Below are 16,557 nucleotides of genomic sequence, written 5' to 3'. Positions count from 1 at the left end.
AATGATTCGTGCTAACGGCTTTCGCGAATCTGTATCTTTCAGGATCTGCCCGGCATGGCCCGGCAAATACTCACAAAATCTTCTGCATTTAACGATGCGCCTCCAATAAGGCCACCATCAATATCCGGCTGAGCAAAAAGCGCGGCCGCATTATCCGCTTTTACACTGCCGCCGTAAAGCAGGGATATCTCATCTGCCGGCGCCCCGAGGGACTTTAACACGGCCCGGATAGCGGCATGCATGGCCTGGGCGTCTTCAGCGGTGGCGGTTTTCCCGGTCCCTATGGCCCATACCGGCTCATAGGCGATGACAACCTGTTGCCACTGCCCGGCACCAACCTCAGAAAGAGCCTTACGGACCTGGCCCGAAACAACGTCTTCGGCCTTGCCCGCCTCGCGCTCTTCCAGGGTCTCGCCAACGCATATCACTGCGTCCAACCCCGAGGCCAATGCCTTCACAACTTTGACCGAAACCTGCTCGTCGGTTTCTCCGAACAGTTGCCTGCGCTCCGAATGCCCCACAAGGGAATAACCGCATCCGGAGTCTTTGGCCATACCCGCGGATATTTCCCCGGTGTAGGCGCCTGAATCCCAACAGGCAATGTTCTGGACGCCAACGGCAATCTGTCCGTCGGCCTGCCTGACAACATCGTCGACAAACAGGGCGGGAGGAATAATAACAGCCTCCACACCATTATCAAGCGATGCCAGCTCTGAGCGAATCTGGCCAACCAGGCTGTTCACAAGGTCTTTTGACCCGTTCATCTTCCAGTTTCCGGCGACGATCTTACGGCGCATAACTACCCCTGATTCGGCCCTGACTCGAGGGAGGGCGAACTATACAGCAGTCTTTTACGGCAGACAACTGCACCCGGACACAAAGTCACGCCCGGGAATTCTCCACAACAACAGCAAGTTCCTCGGCAATCTTTACAATTTCCGACTCATCCTGCCCTTCCGTCATTACCCGGATCAGCGGCTCAGTGCCGGAGGCGCGCAGCAGTACCCGGCCGCCACCACCAAGCCTGGCTTCCGCCGCTGCCACAGCGCTGACAATATCCTCACGCCCGAGGGGATCAAACCGCTTGTCCACGTGCACATTGATCATCTTCTGTGGCAATTTGCTCATGCCATGGCGAAGGTCCGCCAGCGAACCGCCCGCACGCCTGATCGCCAACAACACCTGCAGGGCCGACACTATGCCGTCACCGGTGCTGGTGCAGTCACGAATCACCATATGGCCGGAGCCCTCTCCTCCGAGCAGCCAGCCCCGGTCGATCAGCCGCTCCATGACATAGCGGTCACCCACCTTGGCGCGCTCAAAATCGATGCCCTGCTCCCTCAGGGCCAGCTCAACCCCCAGATTGGTCATTAATGTACCGACAACGCCGCCCTTGAGTGTGCCGGCAGCGTGGCGTTGGGTGGCAATCACATAAAGCAGTTCGTCGCCATCCACTTCCGAGCCGTCACGATCCACCATCAGTACCCGGTCACCGTCGCCATCAAAGGCGATCCCCAGGTCTGCTTTCTTTTCCAGAACTGTCTTGCTCAGGGTGTCCAGGTGGGTAGACCCCACATTGAGATTAATGTTCAGGCCATCCGGACCACCACCCACGACAGAGATCCTCGCGCCCAACTCACGAAAAACCTTGGGGGCAACGTGGTAGGTAGCGCCATTGGCACAATCCAGAACAATGTGCAGGCCCTCCAGGGAAAACTCGTTGGGCACCGTGCTCTTGCAGAACTCCACGTAACGCCCGGGCGCATCATCCACCCGGAAGGCCTTGCCCAGCTCTTTGGCATCACATACTTCAATGGGCCGGTCCAGCCAGCGTTCGATCTCGGCCTCGAGGGCGTCATCCAGCTTGGTACCAGCGGGAGAGAAGAACTTGATGCCGTTATCATGGTGCGGGTTGTGAGAAGCGCTGATCACAATACCCGCAGACGCGCGAAAGGTTCGCGTAAGATAGGCAATGGCCGGCGTGGGCATGGGGCCAAGCAGCTTTACGTCCACTCCGGCTGCTGACAGGCCGGATTCCAGGGCAGACTCGAACATATAACCCGACAGGCGCGTATCCTTGCCAATCAGCACACTGTTGCGCTGGCCATCCCGCTTAAAAGCCTGGCCTGCGGCCCACCCCAGATGCAACATGAATTCCGGCGTAATCGGGTATTCACCTACCCGCCCCCGGATACCGTCCGTGCCGAAGTATTTTCTATCACTCATCGCCCAGCTTCCTCCATGGCCATTACAACTTTAACGGCATCTACTGTTTCCCTGACATCGTGAACGCGAATAATCGACGCGCCCTTCATAGCGGATATTGTCGCGGCAGCGATGCTTGCGGGCAAGCGTTCACTGACTTCACGGCCGGTGATGTGGCCCAGCATGCTCTTGCGGGACAGACCCACCAACACCGGATGCCCCAGCAGTTGCAGCTGGTCCAGCGAGGCCAGCAACTGCAGATTATGCCGGGGAGACTTACCGAAACCAAAACCGGGATCCAGGATGATGTTGTCGGACCGCACTCCGGCCCGTTCGATGACGCGCATCCGCTCGGTGAGGAAGGAGCTGACTTCCCGCCGCACATTGCGATAGCGTGGATCATCCTGCATGGTATCCGGCTCACCCTGGATATGCATTACACATACCGGAACCCCGGCCCGTGCGGCCACCTCGGGCGCCCCTTCCCGCTGCAGGGCCCTGACGTCATTAATCATGCCTGCCCCCAGCTTCGCCGCTTCAGCCATAACCTGCGGCGAACTGGTATCGACCGACACAATGACATCAAGCTCGCGGGTAATGGCTTCCACCACCGGACAAACCCGTTCCAATTCCTCTTCCACAGCCACCGGGGTTGCACCCGGCCGCGTGGACTCACCGCCGACATCAATAAAGACTGCTCCGTCCGCCGCCATTTCACGGGCCCGGGCCAGGGCGGCGTCCACCTGATTAAAGCGGCCGCCATCGGAGAATGAGTCTGGCGTCACGTTGAGAATGCCCATGACATGGCAACCAGACATATCCACGGCTCGGCCCGCGAAGTTCATTTGCATAAGCGACCTTCAGTCAGTGCAACCTGCAAAAACAAACGCCGCCCCGGCCGGGGCGGCGTACATGGGTAAGTGATCTCTGGCGCGGCATTACACCGGGTCAGTGTTCACCGGCCGGGCGGCCAACGCCGGGCTGGTGGCCGTCGTCAGAACCCTTCGGAGCAGGCGCCTGCTCCGGCTCATCAGCCGGAACACCACCCGAGGGCCCGTTATCACCCCAGCCTTTCGGCGGGCGCGGCTCACGACCTTCCATGATGTCATCAATCTGGAAACGATCGATGGTTTCGTACTTCATCAGGGCCTCGGCCATCAGGTCGAGCTTTTCACGGTTATCAATCAGAAGCTGACGGGCTTTTTCGTAGCAGCTGTCGATAATGTTGCGAACTTCCTCATCAATCCGCTGCGCCGTTTCCGGGGAATACACAGTCTGCGATTGGCCGGCAGAGCGGCCCAGGAAAGGCTCTTCCGTATCAGTGTCATACTGCAGCGGGCCGAGTTTTTCTGACAGCCCCCAACGGGTGACCATATTACGGGCCAGACTGGTTGCCCGCTCGATGTCGTTGGAAGCACCGGTGGTGACACCATCAAAACCAAGGGTCAGCTCTTCGGCGATACGGCCGCCGAACAGACTGCAGATGGAGCTGATCAGGAAGCGCTTGCTGTGGCTGTACTTATCCTCCTCCGGGAGGAACATCGTAACGCCCAGGGCCCTGCCACGGGGAATGATACTCACCTTGTAGACCGGATCATGCTCGGGCACCAGGCGCCCTACAATCGCGTGACCGGATTCGTGATAAGCGGTATTGCGCTTCTCTTTTTCGCTCATGACCATGGATTTGCGCTCTGCGCCCATCATGATCTTGTCTTTCGCAAGCTCGAATTCTTCCATCGAAACCAGGCGCTGGTTGCGGCGGGCCGCGAACAGAGCTGCCTCGTTCACCAGGTTAGCCAGATCGGCACCCGAGAATCCGGGCGTACCACGAGCAATCAACTTGGGCTCCACACCATCGTGCAGCGGAACTTTCTTCATGTGTACTTTCAGAATCTGCTCACGGCCGATAATGTCCGGCAGACCAACCACCACCTGGCGGTCAAAACGGCCCGGGCGCAGTAGCGCTGGGTCCAGTACGTCCGGACGGTTGGTGGCAGCGATCACGATAACGCCTTCGTTACCCTCAAAGCCGTCCATCTCAACGAGCAGCGCGTTCAGGGTCTGTTCACGTTCGTCGTGACCACCACCCATGCCGGCGCCACGATGGCGACCGACCGCATCGATCTCGTCGATGAAGATAATGCAGGGGCTCTGCTTCTTGGCCTGCTCGAACATGTCACGGACACGGGACGCGCCCACACCCACGAACATTTCCACAAAGTCCGAGCCGGAGATGGAGAAGAAGGGAACCTTGGCTTCGCCGGCAATCGCCTTGGCAAGCAGGGTTTTACCAGTACCTGGCTGACCCACCATCAATACGCCCTTGGGAATGCTGCCGCCGAGACGCTGGAATTTGCTGGGATCCCGCAGGAAATCCACCAGCTCCTTGACGTCTTCCTTGGCCTCATCCACACCGGCGACATCGCCAAAGGTGGTCTTGATCTGATCCTCGCTCATCAGCTTGGCCTTGCTCTTGCCAAAGGACATAGGCCCTTTGCCGCCGCCACCGCCTTGCATCTGCCGCATGAAGAATACGAACAGAGCAATAATGATAAGAATGGGGAAGGCAGCCACCAGCAGCTGGGTCCAGAGGCTTTGACGCTCAGGCTCCTTGCCAATGACTTCGACTTGGTTGGCCAGCAGATCGTCCATCAGCTTCTGATCAGCCAGCTGGGGCCGGATAGTCTGGAACTGGGAACCGTCACCACGGACACCCTGAACCTCCAGACCGTCAATGGTTACCTGACGGACCTGCCCGTCCTGCACCATTTCCACGAACTGCGAATAATTGACCTGTTGGCCGCTGGTGGTGGGAGTGAAATTCTGAAACACCATCAGCAGTACGGCGGCTATAATAAGCCAGAGAACCAGATTTTTTGCCATATCGTTCAAGGATCATCACCTGTGAATTGAAGGATCGCCCCGTCAGGAGAAAGCCTTTTCTGACACCTTACACCAATTGTACGCCCGTCCACCAGAATCGGCCTATCCGTATCGGCCACTGCCGGGGTGTCAATCCCCATGGCCACTTCCGTTCTGCGGGCGGGTCAGCCCTTAAATCCTTTGCACACCTGGTAGATCTCCCTTGATCGTGCCCGGGAAGAGTCAGGCTTCCTGCTGACAACGGTGCCAAAACTTTTACGCATCTCGGCCAGCAGGGTATCGAATCCTTCTCCCTGAAAGACCTTGGCGACAAACACACCGCCCGGCTTCAACACCTGCTGCGCCATATCCAGCGCCAGCTCCACCAGGCCCATGGCGTTGGGAATATCTACCGCCGCCATACCACTCATATTGGGTGCCATATCCGAAATTACAACGTCAGCCCGCCGGTCACCCATCAATTCCAGTAATTCATCCAGCACTGACTGCTCGGTAAAATCCCCCTGGACAAACTCCACACCGGCCAGCGGGCTCATCTCCAGAATATCGCTGGCAATAACCACGCCCTTGTCGCCGACCCGCTCAACCGCCACCTGGGACCAACCACCGGGGGCCGCACCCAGATCCACAACAACCTGGCCGGGCCGGAACAGCCGGTCTTTTTCATCGAGCTCAATCAGCTTGTAGCTGGCACGGGAGCGATAACCGTCTTCCCGGGACTTTTTGACCCAGACGTCGTCGAAATGTTCCTTCAGCCAGCGGTCACTGGTTTTCGAACGGGCCAAAACCCACCTCCAAAAAACATTCTGCCCCCGGGACCGGATACGTGGTAACTGCCATTTCACCGGCCCGGCGATCTGTTACAATCCAGCAATTATACGGAATCGCCAGCTATTTCGCCGCTGACGTTTTGTTAATCGCATCCATAAAGAGATTACATAATGAGTCTTTCGCCAGAACAGCGCCGGGAGTACCGGGGCATCGCCCACAACCTGAAGCCAGTCATCATCGTAGGCGACAAGGGCCTGACAGAAGGGCTGCAGGAAGAGCTTGAGCGCGCTCTGAACGATCATGAGCTGATCAAGATCAAGGTAGCAAGCCAGGACCGCGAAGCTCGCCAGGAGGCGGTAGCCGCTTTGTGCGAAGCCGCGGGCGCAGAACTGGTGCAGACCATCGGCAAGATTGCCGTCATCATGCGCAGGGCGAAAAAGCCCAACCCGAAACTCTCCAACCTGCTGCGCCAGAAGCACTGAATCAGCCACTGGCAACAGGCATGAGAAGCAAAAAGCCGGCGGGGTGAACCCAGCCGGCTTTTTTGTGCCCGGGGCATGCCATGCCTCAGAGGTGCTCTACCTGCTCGATTTCGTACTCAACCGTACCTGAGGGCACCCGAATTGCCACCACGTCTCCCTCACTCTTGCCCACCAGTGCTCGGGCAATTGGCGAAGAAATCGACAACTTGCCGGCCTTGATGTCGGCTTCGTCTTCACCGACGATCTGGTAGGTCACCTGCTCATCCGTATCCACGTTCAGCAAACGCACCGTGGTACCGAAAATCACCCTGCCGGTGTTCTCGATGGTATTAACGTCGATGACCTGGGCTGCGGACAGCTTGCCCTCGATCTCCTGGATGCGGCCTTCAATAAAGCTCTGTTGCTCGCGGGCAGCATGATATTCCGCATTCTCTTTCAGGTCGCCGTGTTCACGGGCGTCGGAAATAGCGGCGATCACCCGGGGACGATCTTCGGACTTGAGCTTCTTAAGCTCCTCGCGGAGGCGGGTTTCACCCGCCTTTGTCATGGGTACTCTGTCAGCCATAGTCTTACTTTCCTGCGTGTAGATCCTGAAGACGGCGTACAGTGCGCTCCGGGCCAAACATGATTGCCCTGCAAAACGCTTCGCCACCCGCCAGGGTCGTTGTATAGGTTACCTTGGACTGCAAGGCAGACTGGCGAATCTGCGCCGAGTCTGAAATGGCTTTGCGCCCTTCGGTGGTGTTGATAATCAGCTGAACCTGACCATTCTTGATGGCATCCACAATGTGCGGACGCCCTTCCCGCACCTTGTTCACCCGGTCAACGGTAATGCCGGCCTCTTTCAGCGCTTTGGCAGTACCGGTGGTCGCAATCACCTTGAAGCCGGCGTCGACCAGATCCTGCGCCACCTTGGCGGCACCCGGCTTATCCACGTCACGGACCGACATAAAGGCTGTTCCCTTGACCGGAAGGCGCTCGCCAGAGGCCAGCGCTGCCTTGGCGAAGGCTTCGTCAAAGCTGTCGCCAATGCCCATCACCTCGCCGGTGGATTTCATTTCCGGACCCAGAATGGGATCCACAGCCGGGAACTTGTTGAACGGGAATACCGATTCCTTGACGGAATAATGGGTCGGTACAATTTCCTGGGTAAACCCTTGCTCCGCCAGCGATTTGCCAGCCATAACCCGCGCTGCCACCTTGGCCAGGGATACACCGATGGCCTTGGAAACGAACGGTACTGTACGGGAGGCCCGGGGATTCACTTCAATGACGTAGATGCGGCCGTCCTGCCACGCCAGCTGAACGTTCATCAGGCCGATAACATCCAGCTCGATGGCCATCTTGCGCACGGCCTCGCGCATTTCATCCTGCACGTCTTTGGGCAGCGTGTAGGGCGGCAGGGAGCAGGCGGAGTCGCCAGAATGCACGCCGGCCTGCTCGATATGCTGCATGATACCGCCAATCACCACATCCTTGCCGTCGCTGATGGCGTCAATATCCACCTCAATGGCCGCATTCAGGAAGTGGTCCAGCAATACCGGGCTGTCGTTGGAAACCAGCACCGCATTGCGCATGTAACGAACCAGCTCTTCTTCGTCGTAGACAATCTCCATGGCGCGGCCGCCCAGTACGTAGGACGGGCGAACCACCAGCGGATAACCGATCTCCCGGGCCGCCACAATGCCTTCCTCGTGACTGCGCACGGTGGCGTTTTCCGGCTGGATCAGGCCCAGGCGGCCAATCATCTGCTGGAAACGCTCCCGGTCTTCGGCACGGTCGATGGCGTCCGGACTGGTACCGATGATGGGCACACCAGCGGCTTCCAGGCCCCGGGCGAGCTTCAGCGGCGTCTGACCACCGTACTGGACAATGACACCCTTTGGCTTCTCGACGTTAATGATTTCGAGGACATCTTCCAGGGTGATCGGCTCGAAGTAGAGGCGGTCCGAGGTATCGTAATCGGTGGAAACCGTTTCCGGGTTGCAGTTGATCATGATGGTTTCATAGCCATCGTCACGCATCGCGAGGGCGGCATGAACACAGCAATAATCAAACTCGATACCCTGACCGATGCGGTTAGGCCCGCCACCGATCACCACGATCTTCTCGCGGTCAGACGGATCCGCTTCGCACTCTTCCTCATAGGATGAATACATGTAGGCCGTAGAGGAGGCAAACTCCGCTGCGCAGGTGTCCACGCGCTTGTATACCGGGCGAATGTTCAGTTCATGGCGCAGCTTGCGCAGGCTGATCTCGGAAATACCCAACAACGTGGCCAGCCTGGCATCCGAGAAGCCCTTACGCTTGAGGCGGAACAGGGTGTCACGGTCAATATCGGCCTTGCCGGCTGACTTGAGGGCATTCTCCTCTTTGATCAGATCCTCGATCTGGACCAGGTACCAGGGGTCCACATGGGTGTTGCGGAACACATCGTCCACGGACATACCGGCACGGAAGGCGTCACCGATGTACCACAGGCGCTCGGCACCGGGCACGTTCAGCTCCTGGGTCAGGGTTTCCTGGCCGTCCGTGGTGCTCAGGTCCACCTGCTCTTCGAAGCCATCAGAACCCACTTCCAGGCCGCGCATGGCTTTCTGCAGGGACTCCTGGAAGGTACGCCCGATGGCCATCACCTCCCCCACGGATTTCATCTGGGTGGTCAGGCGGGCATCGGCCTGGGGAAACTTCTCGAAGGTGAAGCGCGGAATCTTGGTGACCACGTAGTCGATGCTGGGCTCGAACGAGGCCGGAGTCACGCCACCGGTAATTTCATTGCGCAGCTCATCGAGGGTGTAACCCACCGCCAATTTTGCCGCCACCTTGGCGATCGGGAAGCCAGTGGCCTTGGAGGCCAGCGCTGAGGAACGGGACACCCGGGGGTTCATCTCGATGACCACCACGCGCCCGTTTTCCGGATTGACACCAAACTGCACGTTGGAGCCGCCGGTTTCCACACCGATTTCACGCAGCACCGCCAGCGAGGCGTTCCGCATGATCTGGTATTCCTTGTCGGTGAGGGTCTGGGCCGGCGCTACGGTGATGGAGTCACCGGTGTGCACGCCCATGGCATCGAAGTTCTCGATGGCGCAGACGATGATGCAGTTGTCGTTTTTGTCGCGGACAACTTCCATCTCGTATTCTTTCCAGCCGATCAGGGACTCGTCGATCAGCAACTCATTGGTCGGCGACAGGTCCAGGCCACGGGTACAGATTTCTTCGAATTCGTCGCGGTTGTACGCAATACCGCCACCGGAGCCGCCCATGGTGAAGGATGGGCGAATGATACAGGGGAAGCCGATATCGTCAGCCACTTCCCAGGCTTCCGCCATGGAATGGGCGATGGTGGCGCGCGGGCACTCCAGACCGATCTTTTTCATGGCCTTGTCGAAACGGTCGCGGTCCTCGGCTTTGTCGATGGTGTCGGCATTGGCACCAATCATTTCCACACCGTGCTTCTCGAGTATGCCGTGCCGCTCCAGATCCAGCGCGCAGTTCAGCGCCGTCTGACCGCCCATGGTGGGTAGCAGTGCGTCCGGTTGCTCTTTCTCGATAATCTTTTCGACGGTTTTCCAGGTGATGGGTTCGATGTAGGTGGCATCGGCCATGACCGGGTCCGTCATGATGGTGGCCGGGTTGGAGTTAACCAGGATAACCCGGTACCCCTCTTCCCGCAGGGCCTTGCAGGCCTGGGCTCCGGAGTAATCAAACTCGCACGCCTGCCCGATCACGATGGGGCCGGCGCCCAGGATCAGTATGCTTTTAATGTCGGTACGCTTTGGCATCAACGTGCCTCCATCAGGCGAATAAATTCATCAAACAGCGGCGCCACATCGTGGGGGCCGGGGCTGGCTTCCGGGTGACCCTGAAAGCTGAAAGCGGGTTTGTCGGTGCGGCGTATTCCCTGCAGGGAATCGTCAAACAGGGATTTATGGGTCGCCTCCAGGTTATCCGGCAGGCTGGCCTCGTCTACCGCGAAGCCGTGGTTCTGGCTGGTGATCATCACGGTACCGTCTTTCAGGTTCTGCACCGGATGGTTGGCGCCGTGGTGACCGTGGCCCATCTTGATGGACTTTGCACCGCTGGCCAGGGCCAGCAACTGGTGGCCGAGGCAGATGCCGAATACCGGAATCTCGGTTTCCAGCACTTCGCGAATAGCCGTGATGGCGTAATCGCAGGGCTCCGGATCACCGGGACCATTGGACAGGAAAATGCCGTCCGGATTCATCGCCAGAACTTCGGAGGCCGGCGTCTGCGCCGGCACCACTGTGATGTCGCAACCACGACCCGCCAGCATACGCAGGATGTTGAGCTTTACGCCGTAGTCCCAGGCGACAACCTTGAACTTCGATTCGGTGCGCTCACCGTAACCACTTTCGATGCTCCACTCACTCTGGCTCCAGGTCCAGATTTTGTCCGCGGTGACTTCCTTTGCCAGGTCCATGCCCTTCAGGCCGGGAAAGGCGTTGGCCAGTTCCAGGGCGCGGTCTGCAGTGGCATCGGCGCCGGCAACCACGGCGCCATTCTGGGAGCCTTTATCCCGCAGGATACGGGTGAGGCGACGGGTGTCGATGTCGGCAATGCCCACGATGTTGTTGGCGCGCAGGTAATCCTGCAGGGAACCGGTGCTTCGCCAGTTGCTCACCATCAGAGGCAGATCGCGGATAATCAGGCCGGCGGTCTGGACGCGATCGGATTCGATATCTTCTTCGTTCACACCGGTATTGCCGATGTGAGGGTAAGTGAGGGTGACAATCTGGCGGGAGTAGGACGGGTCGGTCAGGATTTCCTGGTAACCGGTCATGGCGGTGTTAAACACCACTTCGCCGCTGGTTTCCCCTTCAGCGCCAATGGCGGTGCCGTAAAACAGGCTTCCGTCTGCGAGTGCAAGGATGGCTGGTGTACTCAAGGCTTGTATCCTCATCGAGTGGCGTACAGGTTCGTCACGAACAGGAACGCAAGCGCAAATTCAGGTCGCAAAAAAGCGAGAGGGAGTTGAACTCCGTCCCGCTTTTTCTATAGAGCGTTGTCAAAGCTACGCTTGGTGCAGTTAAACCGCGTCATTGTAAGAAATCTGGCGCTTTGTGTCCATGCTGATTTGGGTTTGACGCTGACACCGGCAGGCGGCTGGAGCATTCTTCCGGGAAACGCTACGAGCACGTCCATGTGCGCTTGACTTCGGCCATCCTTGGCCGAAGACATTCCCGGAAGAATGCTCCAGCCCCCTACCTCAAAGTTCGACTGCAAACCGTAGGTCGGATTAGAGGCGCAGCCTCGTAATCCGACAACCGGGCTCAAACCAACCCCCTACTTCAACCCCAAAACATCCTGCATGTCATACAACCCGGCAGGCTTACCGTCCAACCACAAAGTCGCCCGCATCGCCCCCTTCGCAAACGTCATCCGGCTACTTGCCTTATGGGTAATCTCGATACGCTCGCCCTCAGTGGCAAACATAACGGTGTGATCACCAACCACATCCCCGGCACGAATAGTTTCGAAACCGATTTCCTTGCGGGTACGCTCGCCGGTGAAGCCTTCACGGCCGTATACCGCACATTCTTTAAGATCACGGCCAAGAGCATCGGCCACCACTTCACCCATGCGCAATGCCGTACCGGAAGGGGCGTCTTTCTTGTGGCGGTGGTGGGTCTCGATGATTTCCACGTCGTAGTCATCACCCAGGGCTGCAGCCGCAGTACGCAGCAGGTTGAGGGTGACGTTGACGCCCACGCTCATGTTGGGTGCGAAGACCACGGGAGCCTGTTCGGCGGCCAGGGCCAGCTGCTCCTTTTCGGCGTCGGTGAGGCCGGTGGTGCCGATGACGATCATCTTGCCGTTGGCTTTGCAGAATTCGGCGTTTTCCAGGGTCAGGTCCGGGAAGGTAAAGTCGACGAGTACGTCGAAATCATCTTTCACGTCGGCCAGGCTGCCGGCCATTTCGATGCCGGTTTTGCCGATACCCGTCATTTCTCCGGCGTCGGCGCCGATGAGACTGCTACCCGGCTCGACAATGGCAGCGCCCAGTTCGAGACCTTCGGTGCCGTCAACGGCTTCGATCAGCACCTTGCCCATGCGCCCTGCCGCACCGATGATCGCTACCCTTATGTCGCCCATGTCACCTGTCCTCAGAATTTCATTTCGTCGAAGAAGCTTTTCACACCTTCAAACCAGGAGCTTTTCCGTGGTCCGTGTTGGTTGCCACCGCCGCTATCCAGGGTTGCCTGGAATTCTTCCAGCAACTCTTTCTGGCGCTTGGTGAGATTAACCGGTGTTTCTACCTGGACCCGACACAACAGGTCGCCGGATGGTCCGCCACGAACGGGGCTGACGCCCTTGTTGCGCAGGCGGAACAGTTTGCCGGTCTGGGTTTCCGGTGGAATCTTCAGTTTCACGCGGCCGTCGAGCGTGGGCACTTCCAGCTCGCCACCAAGGGCAGCGTCGACAATGCTGATGGGGACTTCGCAGTACAGGTTGCGGCCATCCCGGGTGAAGATGGAGTGCTCGCGAACGGCAATCTGCACGTACAGATCCCCGGGCGGACCACCGTCGATGCCCATCTCGCCTTCGCCGGAGAGACGAATGCGGTCACCGGTGTCCACGCCAGGCGGAACCTTGACCGAGAGCGTCTTCTCTTCCTGGACCCGTCCAGCACCGTGGCAGGTTTTGCACGGATTCTTGATAACCTTGCCTGCGCCCCGGCATGTGGGGCAGGCCTGCTGCACGGTAAAGAAGCCCTGCTGCATGCGAACCTGACCCATGCCATTACAGGTGCCACAGGCTTCCGGGCGGGAGCCTTTTTCGGCGCCGCTGCCATCGCAGGTTTCACATTCGGTATGGCCGGGGATGCGGATCTGGACGGTTTTGCCCTTTACCGCTTCTTCCAGGTCCAGCTCCAGAGTGTAGCGCAGGTCGGCACCGCGGGTGTTGCGGCCACGGCCACCACCTCCGCCGAAGATATCACCAAACACATCACCAAAAATGTCGGAGAAGCTGGCACCACCGCCGCCTCCGAATCCGCCACCGGCCGAGCCATCAACACCGGCGTGGCCAAACTGGTCGTAAGCCGCACGCTTGGAGGAATCCGACAGTATCTCGTAAGCTTCGCTGGCTTCCTTGAACTTGTGGTCGGCGTCCTCATCATCCGGATTCCGGTCAGGATGATACTTCATCGCGAGCTTGCGGTAGGCTCGCTTGATCTCTTTTTCATCCGCTTCCCGGGACAACCCGAGAATCTCGTAATAGTCGCGCTTGGCCATGCTCTAAAACCCTGTTGGTAAAACGAGGAAAACGCGGGAGAGCTCCCGCGTTTTCCAACTGCCTGATGATCTTAAGTTTTATCGCTTGTCGTCGTCTTTGACTTCTTCAAACTCGGCATCAACGGCGTCGTCGCTGGTACCGGACTGGGCTGTTTCTTCGCCCCCGGCCTGCTGCGCCTGCTCTGCCTGATCCGCGTACATCTTCTGGGCCATTTCAGAAGATGCCTCTGTCAGCTTCTGGGTCTTGGCCTCAATATCGGCCTTGTCGGATCCGGCCAGAGCTTCTTCCAGCTCCTTGATCGAGGCCTCAATAGACTCCTTCTCGCTGTCGGACACCTTGTCACCGGCATCGGCCAGGGTCTTGCGTACGGTGTGAACCATCGCGTCACCCTGGTTACGGGCCTGGACCAGCTCTTCGAACTTACGGTCTTCGTCGGCATTGGCCTCGGCATCACGGACCATCTTCTCGATTTCGTCTTCGTTCAGACCGGAAGACGCCTTGATCACGATGGACTGTTCCTTGCCGGTCGCCTTGTCTTTCGCCGACACGTTCAGGATACCGTTGGCATCAATGTCGAAGGTGACTTCGATCTGCGGCGCGCCACGGGGTGCCGGCGGGATGTCGGCCAGGTCGAAGCGACCCAGTGACTTGTTCTGTGCCGCCTGCTTGCGCTCGCCCTGAACCACGTGGATGGTTACCGCAGTCTGGTTATCATCCGCAGTGGAGAAGGTCTGCGACTTCTTGGTCGGAATCGTGGTGTTCTTGTCGATCAACGGCGTCGCCACACCACCCATGGTTTCGATACCCAGGGTCAGCGGGGTTACGTCGAGAAGCAGAACGTCCTTCACGTCACCGGAGAGCACGGCCGCCTGGATGGCAGCACCCATGGCTACGGCTTCGTCCGGGTTTACGTCTTTGCGCGCTTCCTTACCGAAGAAGTTCTTCACCTTCTCCTGAACCATCGGCATGCGGGTCTGACCGCCGACCAGGATCACTTCGTCGATTTCACCGATCTTGGCCCCGGAATCTTCCAGTGCGGTACGGCAAGGCGCAAGGCTGCGCTCAACCAGTTCTTCAACCAGTGACTCCAGCTTGGCGCGGGTCACTTTCACATTCATGTGCTTGGGACCGCTGGCATCTGCCGTAACGTATGGCAGGTTAACGTCGGTCTGCTGGCTGCTGGACAGCTCGATCTTGGCTTTCTCGGCAGCTTCTTTCAGACGCTGCATAGCCAGTGAGTCACCGCGCAGATCAATGCCGCTGTCTTTCTTGAACTGATCGGCAAGATATTCAATCAGCTTCATGTCGAAGTCTTCACCACCGAGGAAGGTGTCGCCGTTGGTGGCCAGCACTTCAAACTGGTGCTCACCGTCTACATCGGCAATCTCGATGATGGAGATATCGAAGGTACCACCACCCAGGTCATAAACGGCCACGGTGCGATCGCCGCTCTTCTTGTCCAGGCCATAGGCCAGGGCAGCTGCAGTCGGCTCGTTGATGATGCGCTTCACATCCAGGCCGGCAATCTTGCCGGCGTCTTTGGTGGCCTGACGCTGGCTGTCGTTAAAGTAGGCCGGCACGGTGATAACCGCTTCGGTGACTTTCTCACCCAGGTAGTCCTCGGCGGTCTTCTTCATCTTCTTGATGATTTCCGCCGACACCTGCGGGGGCGCCATCTTTTCACCCTTCACTTCTACCCACGCATCGCCGTTATCAGCCTTGGCGATCTTGTAGGGCACCATCTTGATGTCTTTCTGGACCACGTCGTCTTCAAAACGACGACCAATCAGACGCTTGATGGCGTACAGGGTGTTGTTCGGGTTGGTGACTGCCTGACGCTTGGCAGACTGGCCTACCAGCGTTTCACCGTCTTCGGTGTACGCGACAATAGACGGGGTGGTGCGATCACCCTCGGCGTTTTCGATAACCTTGACCTTGTCGCCATCCATGATGGCAACACAGGAGTTTGTGGTTCCCAGGTCGATACCAATGATCTTACTCATGCAATTACTCCAATTCGGTTGTTCAATTCAGTTCCGGCTACCTTCAAACCATTACTGGCAAGGCTGTTCCGGGTGGCCCGGCGCTCTGCCTGTTTACAGGCTATATTGGCGCTTTAATCTGCTTTTCAAGCCTGTTCGTCGATTTTTGGTGAACTCTCTGCCTTGGCTACCATCACCATTGCCGGGCGAACCAGCCGATCGTTCAGCATGTAGCCCTTCTGGACGACCGACACCACACTGTTGGGCTCGGCATCCGGTGCCGGCACCATCGACAGGGCTTCATGTTTCTGCGGGTCGAACGGCTCGCCAACCGGGTCAAGTTGCTCGACGTTGAATTTTTTCAGGCTGTTCATGAAAAGATTCAGGGTCATCTCAACCCCTTCGCGGATAGAAGCCACCTGTTCGCCGGCCTCTTGATGCCCTTCTGTGCTTTCCACGGCCTTTTCCAGGCTGTCAGCCACTGGCAGAAGCTCTTTGACAAATTTCTCCAACGCGAACTTATGAGCCTTTTCCACATCAATTTCGGCGCGCCGGCGGACGTTCTGCATCTCTGCCTGGGAGCGCAGCATCTGCTCCTGGAACTCCTGGGCCTGTGCCTTCAGTGCATCAACTTCGCTTTCGGGAGAGGTCTCCTCGGCTTCTTCAGCGGCACCTTTGTCCTGTTTACCCTGGCTATCCTGGTCGGCCGCCTCGGCGGCATACCTAAGCTCTTCCTCAGCCCGATCGTTATGCTTGTCGTCAGCGCTCATGGCAACTCCTGCTTGGTCGTCGACGGCCGTCACAACGGCCGATTAACTATTGCTCCCGGCCAGACATAGCCAGGAAAAACGTGTTTGCGAACGGATATGGGGCCCGTAACGAATGTTTCAACCTTTAAAGTCATCATTCACTCACAAATTCTTCCGGTGATGTTTGCAAACAGCAAAAACCCTGTATATATTCACAGTCACTGT

Annotated in this window: 13 protein-coding genes; 1 reads left to right on the top strand and 12 read right to left on the bottom strand. The window is 58.2% G+C overall.

The features are described 5' to 3' along the window. Positions 1-38 precede the first annotated feature (38 nt). The 5 genes from tpiA to rlmE form a co-directional block, all read right to left on the bottom strand. On the bottom strand, positions 39-797 hold the full coding sequence (gene tpiA, locus QPL94_RS06040; RefSeq protein ID WP_285356205.1) for a triose-phosphate isomerase: 759 nt from the start codon (positions 795-797) through the stop codon (positions 39-41). Positions 798-882: 85 nt separating this feature from the next. Then, the gene (gene glmM, locus QPL94_RS06035; RefSeq protein WP_285356204.1) at positions 883-2,226 is read right to left on the bottom strand and encodes a phosphoglucosamine mutase; all 1,344 of its coding nucleotides are present in this window, start codon (positions 2,224-2,226) and stop codon (positions 883-885) included. Further along, positions 2,223-3,056 carry a dihydropteroate synthase gene (gene folP, locus QPL94_RS06030; protein ID WP_285356202.1) on the bottom strand — a complete coding sequence of 278 codons (834 nt, stop codon included), beginning with the start codon at positions 3,054-3,056 and terminating at the stop codon, positions 2,223-2,225. The genes glmM and folP overlap by 4 nt, the downstream gene beginning before the upstream one ends. Positions 3,057-3,153: 97 nt before the next feature. After that, on the bottom strand, positions 3,154-5,097 hold the full coding sequence (gene ftsH, locus QPL94_RS06025; protein WP_285356201.1) for an ATP-dependent zinc metalloprotease FtsH: 1,944 nt from the start codon (positions 5,095-5,097) through the stop codon (positions 3,154-3,156). Positions 5,098-5,252: 155 nt separating this feature from the next. After that, entirely contained in the window at positions 5,253-5,873 is a 621-nt protein-coding gene (gene rlmE / locus QPL94_RS06020; protein ID WP_285356200.1) for a 23S rRNA (uridine(2552)-2'-O)-methyltransferase RlmE, read from the bottom strand. Positions 5,874-6,029: 156 nt separating this feature from the next. Between rlmE and yhbY the strand changes: the two genes are divergently transcribed. Further along, on the top strand, positions 6,030-6,341 hold the full coding sequence (yhbY, locus tag QPL94_RS06015) for a ribosome assembly RNA-binding protein YhbY (RefSeq protein WP_285356198.1): 312 nt from the start codon (positions 6,030-6,032) through the stop codon (positions 6,339-6,341). An 85-nt stretch (positions 6,342-6,426) separates the two neighbouring features. On the opposite strand, the gene greA is transcribed toward yhbY, so the two are convergent. The 7 genes from greA to grpE all read right to left on the bottom strand — a co-directional run bounded on the left by greA (position 6,427) and on the right by grpE (position 16,353). After that, complete coding sequence (gene greA / locus QPL94_RS06010; protein WP_137435825.1) at positions 6,427-6,906, bottom strand: transcription elongation factor GreA; 480 nt, start codon at positions 6,904-6,906, stop codon at positions 6,427-6,429. A 4-nt stretch (positions 6,907-6,910) separates the two neighbouring features. Continuing rightward, positions 6,911-10,126, bottom strand: a complete 3,216-nt coding sequence (carB, locus tag QPL94_RS06005) for a carbamoyl-phosphate synthase large subunit (RefSeq protein ID WP_285356196.1) — start codon at positions 10,124-10,126, stop codon at positions 6,911-6,913. Continuing rightward, entirely contained in the window at positions 10,126-11,250 is a 1,125-nt protein-coding gene (gene carA / locus QPL94_RS06000; protein ID WP_285356193.1) for a glutamine-hydrolyzing carbamoyl-phosphate synthase small subunit, read from the bottom strand. The genes carB and carA overlap by 1 nt, the downstream gene beginning before the upstream one ends. 398 nt (positions 11,251-11,648) lie before the next feature. Further along, entirely contained in the window at positions 11,649-12,458 is an 810-nt protein-coding gene (gene dapB, locus QPL94_RS05995) for a 4-hydroxy-tetrahydrodipicolinate reductase (protein ID WP_285356191.1), read from the bottom strand. Between the two features lie 11 nt (positions 12,459-12,469). Then, positions 12,470-13,600, bottom strand: coding sequence for a molecular chaperone DnaJ (dnaJ, locus tag QPL94_RS05990; protein WP_285356178.1), 1,131 nt, complete (start codon positions 13,598-13,600; stop codon positions 12,470-12,472). A gap of 78 nt (positions 13,601-13,678) precedes the next feature. Then, positions 13,679-15,604, bottom strand: coding sequence for a molecular chaperone DnaK (dnaK, locus tag QPL94_RS05985; RefSeq protein WP_285356177.1), 1,926 nt, complete (start codon positions 15,602-15,604; stop codon positions 13,679-13,681). A 125-nt stretch (positions 15,605-15,729) separates the two neighbouring features. Continuing rightward, on the bottom strand, positions 15,730-16,353 hold the full coding sequence (grpE, locus tag QPL94_RS05980; protein WP_285356176.1) for a nucleotide exchange factor GrpE: 624 nt from the start codon (positions 16,351-16,353) through the stop codon (positions 15,730-15,732). Between the last annotated feature and the right edge of the window lie 204 nt (positions 16,354-16,557).

The organism is Marinobacter sp. SS13-12, from assembly GCF_030227115.1.
Classification (GTDB): Bacteria; Pseudomonadota; Gammaproteobacteria; order Pseudomonadales; family Oleiphilaceae; genus Marinobacter.
Note: the sequence above shows the minus strand (reverse complement) of the source record. Positions and strands in the feature narration are given on the sequence as shown.

Excerpts from the sequence above, each read along its gene's own strand:
- tpiA (WP_285356205.1), bottom strand. The coding sequence starts at position 797 with ATGCGCCGTAAGATCGTCGCCGGAAACTGGAAGATGAACGGGTCAAAA.
- glmM (WP_285356204.1), bottom strand. The coding sequence starts at position 2,226 with ATGAGTGATAGAAAATACTTCGGCACGGACGGTATCCGGGGGCGGGTA.
- folP (WP_285356202.1), bottom strand. The coding sequence starts at position 3,056 with ATGCAAATGAACTTCGCGGGCCGAGCCGTGGATATGTCTGGTTGCCAT.
- yhbY (WP_285356198.1), top strand. The coding sequence starts at position 6,030 with ATGAGTCTTTCGCCAGAACAGCGCCGGGAGTACCGGGGCATCGCCCAC.
- greA (WP_137435825.1), bottom strand. The coding sequence starts at position 6,906 with ATGGCTGACAGAGTACCCATGACAAAGGCGGGTGAAACCCGCCTCCGC.
- carB (WP_285356196.1), bottom strand. The coding sequence starts at position 10,126 with ATGCCAAAGCGTACCGACATTAAAAGCATACTGATCCTGGGCGCCGGC.
- dapB (WP_285356191.1), bottom strand. The coding sequence starts at position 12,458 with ATGGGCGACATAAGGGTAGCGATCATCGGTGCGGCAGGGCGCATGGGC.
- dnaJ (WP_285356178.1), bottom strand. The coding sequence starts at position 13,600 with ATGGCCAAGCGCGACTATTACGAGATTCTCGGGTTGTCCCGGGAAGCG.
- dnaK (WP_285356177.1), bottom strand. The coding sequence starts at position 15,604 with ATGAGTAAGATCATTGGTATCGACCTGGGAACCACAAACTCCTGTGTT.
- grpE (WP_285356176.1), bottom strand. The coding sequence starts at position 16,353 with ATGAGCGCTGACGACAAGCATAACGATCGGGCTGAGGAAGAGCTTAGG.